The sequence below is a fragment of the Variovorax sp. P4_D9 genome, assembly GCF_056401695.1.
Genome location: NZ_JBFUIU010000715.1, coordinates 1 through 4,456 on the forward strand (window position 1 = coordinate 1; position 4,456 = coordinate 4,456).

Consider the following 4,456-nt stretch of genomic DNA (forward strand, 5'->3'; position numbering starts at 1 on the left):
CCGACCATGCAGGAGGCCGGCGTGCCGGGCTTCGAGATGGCGTCGTGGCAGGCGGTGTATGCGCCCAAGGGCCTGCCCGCGCCGATCGCGCTGCGGCTCTCGACCGAGATCAACAAGATCCTGCGCACCCCGGAGGTGAAAGACAAGCTCACCAACCAGCTCGGCATGGAAGTGGCCGCGGGTTCGCCCGCCGAGCTCGCCGCCCTGATGCAAAAGGAAATCCCGCGCTGGGGCGAACTGGTCCGCAAGTCCGGCGCCACCGCGAACTGACCCTCTCTTCATCCCCCTACCGAACATGTCCGACACCACCACGCCCCTTTCAGACGAAGCCCGTGAACGCCTGCGCCACGTGAGCGTCGCCACGCTGTGCACGCAGCTCTTTAAGCGCGGCTTCCGCAACGTCTACCTGCAGCACGTGAAGCGCCTGACCCAGCCCACGGGCGGCAACCTGGTCGGCCCGGCCTTCACCATGCGCAACATTCCAGCGCGCGAGGACATCGACCAGATCAACGCCTTCGACGACCCGAACCATCCGCAGCGCAAGGGCATCGAGAGCGTGCCGCCCGGCCATGTGCTGGTGATCGACTGCCGCGGCGAGACGCGCGTGGCCTCGGGCGGCCAGATCCTCACGACGCGGCTCAAGGTGCGCGGCGCCGCGGGCCTGGTCTCCGACGGCCCGGTGCGCGACAGCGGCCCGATCTCGCAGATGGACTTCCCGGTGTACTGCGCCGGCGGCAGCGCGCCGCTGAACCTGATCCACCACCACGCGATCGACCTCAACGTGCCGATCGGCTGCGGCGGCGTGCCGGTGTACCCGGGCGACGTGATGGTCGGCGACGACGAAGGCGTGGTCGTGATTCCACACCACCTCGCAGAAGAAGTCTCGCGCGACGCCGTCGAGCAGGAAAAGATGGAGGAATTCATCCTGCAGCGCGTCGAAGGCGGCGCCAAGCTGGCCGGCACCTACCCGCCAAACGCCGAGACGCGCGCCGCCTACGAGGCCTGGCGCAAAGCGCAGGATGCCGCCGGGCGCTGAGTCGCACCAAGCACACGGAGACCCCCCAATGCACCGCAGATCCTTCGCCGCCACCGCGGCCCTGCTCGGGCTCGCCGRCGCACTGCCGGCCGTGCCGGCGCTGGCGCAGAACTTCCCGACCAAGTCGATCACCATCGTCGTGCCTGCCTCGCCCGGCGGCGCCATCGACCTGGCGGCGCGCCTGATCGGGCAGAAGCTGACCGAGGCCTGGGGCCAGCCGGTGGTCATCGACAACCGGGCCGGCGCGACCGGCATCAWCGGCACCGACCTGATGGCCAAGAGCCCGCCCGACGGCCACATGCTGGCGCTGGTCGCGAGCAGCCACGCCATCAACCCGAGCATGGTGAGCAAGCTGCCCTTCGACACCGTGAAGAGTTTCGAGCCGGTGGCGCTCACGCACGTGGTGCCGCTGGTGCTGATCGTCTCGCCTGAGCTTCCCGTGAAGTCGGTCAAGGAACTGATCGCCTACGGCAAGGCCAACCCGGGCAAGCTGACCTTTGCGTCGAGCGGCAACGGCGGCGCGCCGCACTTCTCGGGCGAACTCTTCAAGTCGATGGCCGGCATCCAGATGACGCACATCCCGTACAAGGGCAGCACCCTGGCGCATCCCGACCTGATCAGCGGGCGCACCTCGCTGATGTTCGACACCGTGGCGGCCGCCAACGTGCAGATAAAGGCCGGGCGCCTGCGCCCGCTGGCGGTGACCACCGCGAAGCGCTCGTCGGTGCTGCCCGACGTGCCCACCATGCAGGAGGCCGGCGTGCCCGGCTACGAGACCAGCACCTGGGGCGGCCTGCTCGCGCCGGCCGGCACGCCCAAGGCGACGGTCGCCAAGCTCAATGCCGAGGTCAACAAGATCCTGGCGATGCCCGACGTGCGCAAGACGCTGCAGGACAACGGCATCGAGCCCGGCGGCGGCACGCCTCAGCAGTTCGGCGACTTCATCGGCACCGAGATGGTGAAGTGGTCGAAGGTCGCCAAGGATGCGGGCATCCAGCCCGAATGAAGACTTCAATGACTGCTCCCCGCATTCTCCAGAACGGCCCGCTGCTGCCCGCGCTCGAGGCGCGCCTGGCCGAAACCTACGATGTCCATCCGCTGCACAAAGAGGCTGACGCCCAGGCCTTCCTGGCCGCGCATGGCGGCGACTTCGTCGGCCTCGCCACCTCGGCGCGCTTCGGTGCCGACGCGGCATTGATCGCCGCGCTGCCGAAGCTGAAGGTGATCTCCAGCTTCGGCGTCGGCCTCGATGCCATCGACCTCGATGCGGCGCGGGCCCGCGGCATCGCGGTCGGCTACACGCCGGACGTGCTCAACGACTGCGTGGCCGACACCGCCTTCGCGCTGGTGATGGACGTGGCGCGGCGCTTCACTGCATCGGACCGCTTCGTGCGGAGCGGCGCCTGGCTCAAGGGCCAGTTCCCGCTGGCCACCAAGGTGTCGGGCAAGCGCCTGGGCATCCTGGGCATGGGGCGCATCGGCCGCGTCCTTGCGCGCCGCGCCTCGGGCTTCGACATGGCGGTGCGCTATCACAACCGCAAGCCGCTGACCGATGTCGACTACGGGTATGCCGCCTCGTTGAAGGAGCTCGCCGAGTGGGCCGACTTCCTGGTGATCGCGAGCGCCGGCGGCGCCGAGACGCGCGGCCTGGTGTCGCGCGAGATCCTCGATGCGCTCGGCCCGCAGGGCTACCTGGTCAACATCTCGCGCGGCACGGTGGTCGACGAGAAGGCACTGGTCGATGCGCTCGCCAGCGGCCGCATCGCGGGTGCGGGCCTCGACGTGTTCGAGGACGAACCCCGGGTGCCCGAGGCCTTGTTCGCGCTTGACAACGTCGTACTGTTGCCGCACCTGGCGAGCAACACGCACGAGACGCGCGCGGCGATGGGAGAGCGGGTGGAGGACAATTTGGCGGCCTTCTTTGCCGGGCGCCCGCTGGTCAGCGCAGCGGCCTGACGCGTCGGCGCCAACGGCCTCGACCCGGCCATCACGACTTCAACGTGTTCTTGTGGATCTTCCCGTCCTTCATGATGACGAGAAGGCTGGTCTCTGGATTCGCAAGCAGCGCGATGTTGTCGAGGGGATTGCCGTCGACGAGCAGCAGGTCGGCGTACGCGCCTTCCTGGAGCACGCCGAGCTTTCCCGGATAGGGATTGCGCGGACCTGAGAGTTCGAGCAACTGGGCGTTCGACGCGGTCGCCATCATGAGAATCTCGCTGTTGGAGTACCAGCGATTCAGGTGCGTCAGCATCGTGCCCTGGCGCGTCGCCAACGCGCGCGAGAACAACATGTCGGAGCCGAACGCGGTCTTGATCTTGTGCTTGCGGGCCAGCTTGTAGGCGCTGTCGGTACCCGCGAAGACCTGCAGCGCCGCGACGCGGTTGGGGCCGGTCAGGGTGCCCGTATCCTCCTCGGAGAGAAAAGGCTGGATGCTCAACCAGACGCCCTTGTCGGCCATCATCCTGGCGGTGGCCTCGTCCATTAGATGGGCGTGCTCGATGCACTGTGCGCCCGCCATGATGGCCCGCTGCACGGTGTTCGGCGCATAGGCATGAACGGCAACGTAGGTGTTCCAGTCCTTCGCGACGTCGATTCCGGCGCGCAGCTCGGCCTCGCTGAGCGTCGTGAGGTCCAGCGGGCTGCGCGGCGAGGACACGCCGCCGCCGCCCACGAGCTTGATCTGCGATGCGCCCTGCGTCAGCTGCTCGCGCACGCGAAGCCGGATCTCGTCCGGGCTGTCGACGATGGCGGCAGCGCCGGTTTGCTCGACGAAACTCGGCATGCCCGGATTGCGGGGAACGTCGGACAGTGGGCGCAAGTCGCCGTGGCCGCCGCTTCCGGTGATCATCGCGCCGGAGGGGTAGATGCGCGGCCCCGGGATGAGTCCCTCGTCGATCGCCTGCTTGAAGGCGAACGCCGGCCCGCCCAGGTCACGCACGGTGGTGAACCCGCGCTTCAGCGTGCGCTCGGCCTCCCCGCTCGCTGCCAGGTGGATGTAGCCCATGTTTCCTTGCATCAGGACCGGCAGTGGCAGGGCGGCGAACAGCGAGTGCCAGTGCGCGTCGATGAGCCCGGGCATGATCACGCGGCCCTTGCAATCGATCAGCTGGGCGCCGTCCGGCGTGGCCGGGGTTCCGGCGCCGATGCCCTTGATCCGGTTGCCCTCGACGAGCAGGTACATGCCGTCTCGCAGCGAAGCGGACTTGCCGTCGAAGAGCCGGACGTTGGTGAACAACGTGGCCCTGGCCGGAGCGGGCCCGGAAGACTGGGCCAGCGCGCGAAACGGAAGCCCGAGCGAGGCGATCGAAGCAGTCATGCCGACCACGAAGCCCCGACGCGAGAGATCCGCGTTGATCCGGTTCGTCAGCGTCTGGATTTCCGGGCGATGGCACAGGCACACGGCGCGACGCACCACCGTGT

Annotated in this window: 5 protein-coding genes; 4 read left to right on the forward strand and 1 reads right to left on the reverse strand. The window is 68.4% G+C overall.

The window, feature by feature from the left end:
* From AC1DY5_RS43345 to AC1DY5_RS43360, 4 genes are all read left to right on the forward strand, one after another.
* Positions 1-270, forward strand: a 270-nt coding sequence (locus AC1DY5_RS43345) for a Bug family tripartite tricarboxylate transporter substrate binding protein (RefSeq protein WP_478120589.1), incomplete at its 5' end; no start/stop codon positions are given.
* A 25-nt stretch (positions 271-295) separates the two neighbouring features.
* Entirely contained in the window at positions 296-1,036 is a 741-nt protein-coding gene (locus AC1DY5_RS43350) for a ribonuclease activity regulator RraA (RefSeq protein WP_478120590.1), read from the forward strand.
* 28 nt (positions 1,037-1,064) lie between these two features.
* A complete protein-coding gene (locus tag AC1DY5_RS43355; RefSeq protein WP_478120591.1) occupies positions 1,065-2,042 on the forward strand; it encodes a tripartite tricarboxylate transporter substrate binding protein in 978 nt (325 codons plus the stop codon).
* Between the two features lie 8 nt (positions 2,043-2,050).
* Positions 2,051-2,992 (forward strand): 2-hydroxyacid dehydrogenase, encoded by a 942-nt coding sequence (locus tag AC1DY5_RS43360; protein ID WP_478120592.1) that lies wholly within the window; start codon positions 2,051-2,053, stop codon positions 2,990-2,992.
* Positions 2,993-3,023: 31 nt separating this feature from the next.
* Here the strand turns inward: AC1DY5_RS43360 and AC1DY5_RS43365 are convergent, their stop codons facing one another.
* On the reverse strand, positions 3,024-4,451 hold the full coding sequence (locus AC1DY5_RS43365; RefSeq protein WP_478120593.1) for a metal-dependent hydrolase family protein: 1,428 nt from the start codon (positions 4,449-4,451) through the stop codon (positions 3,024-3,026).
* Between the last annotated feature and the right edge of the window lie 5 nt (positions 4,452-4,456).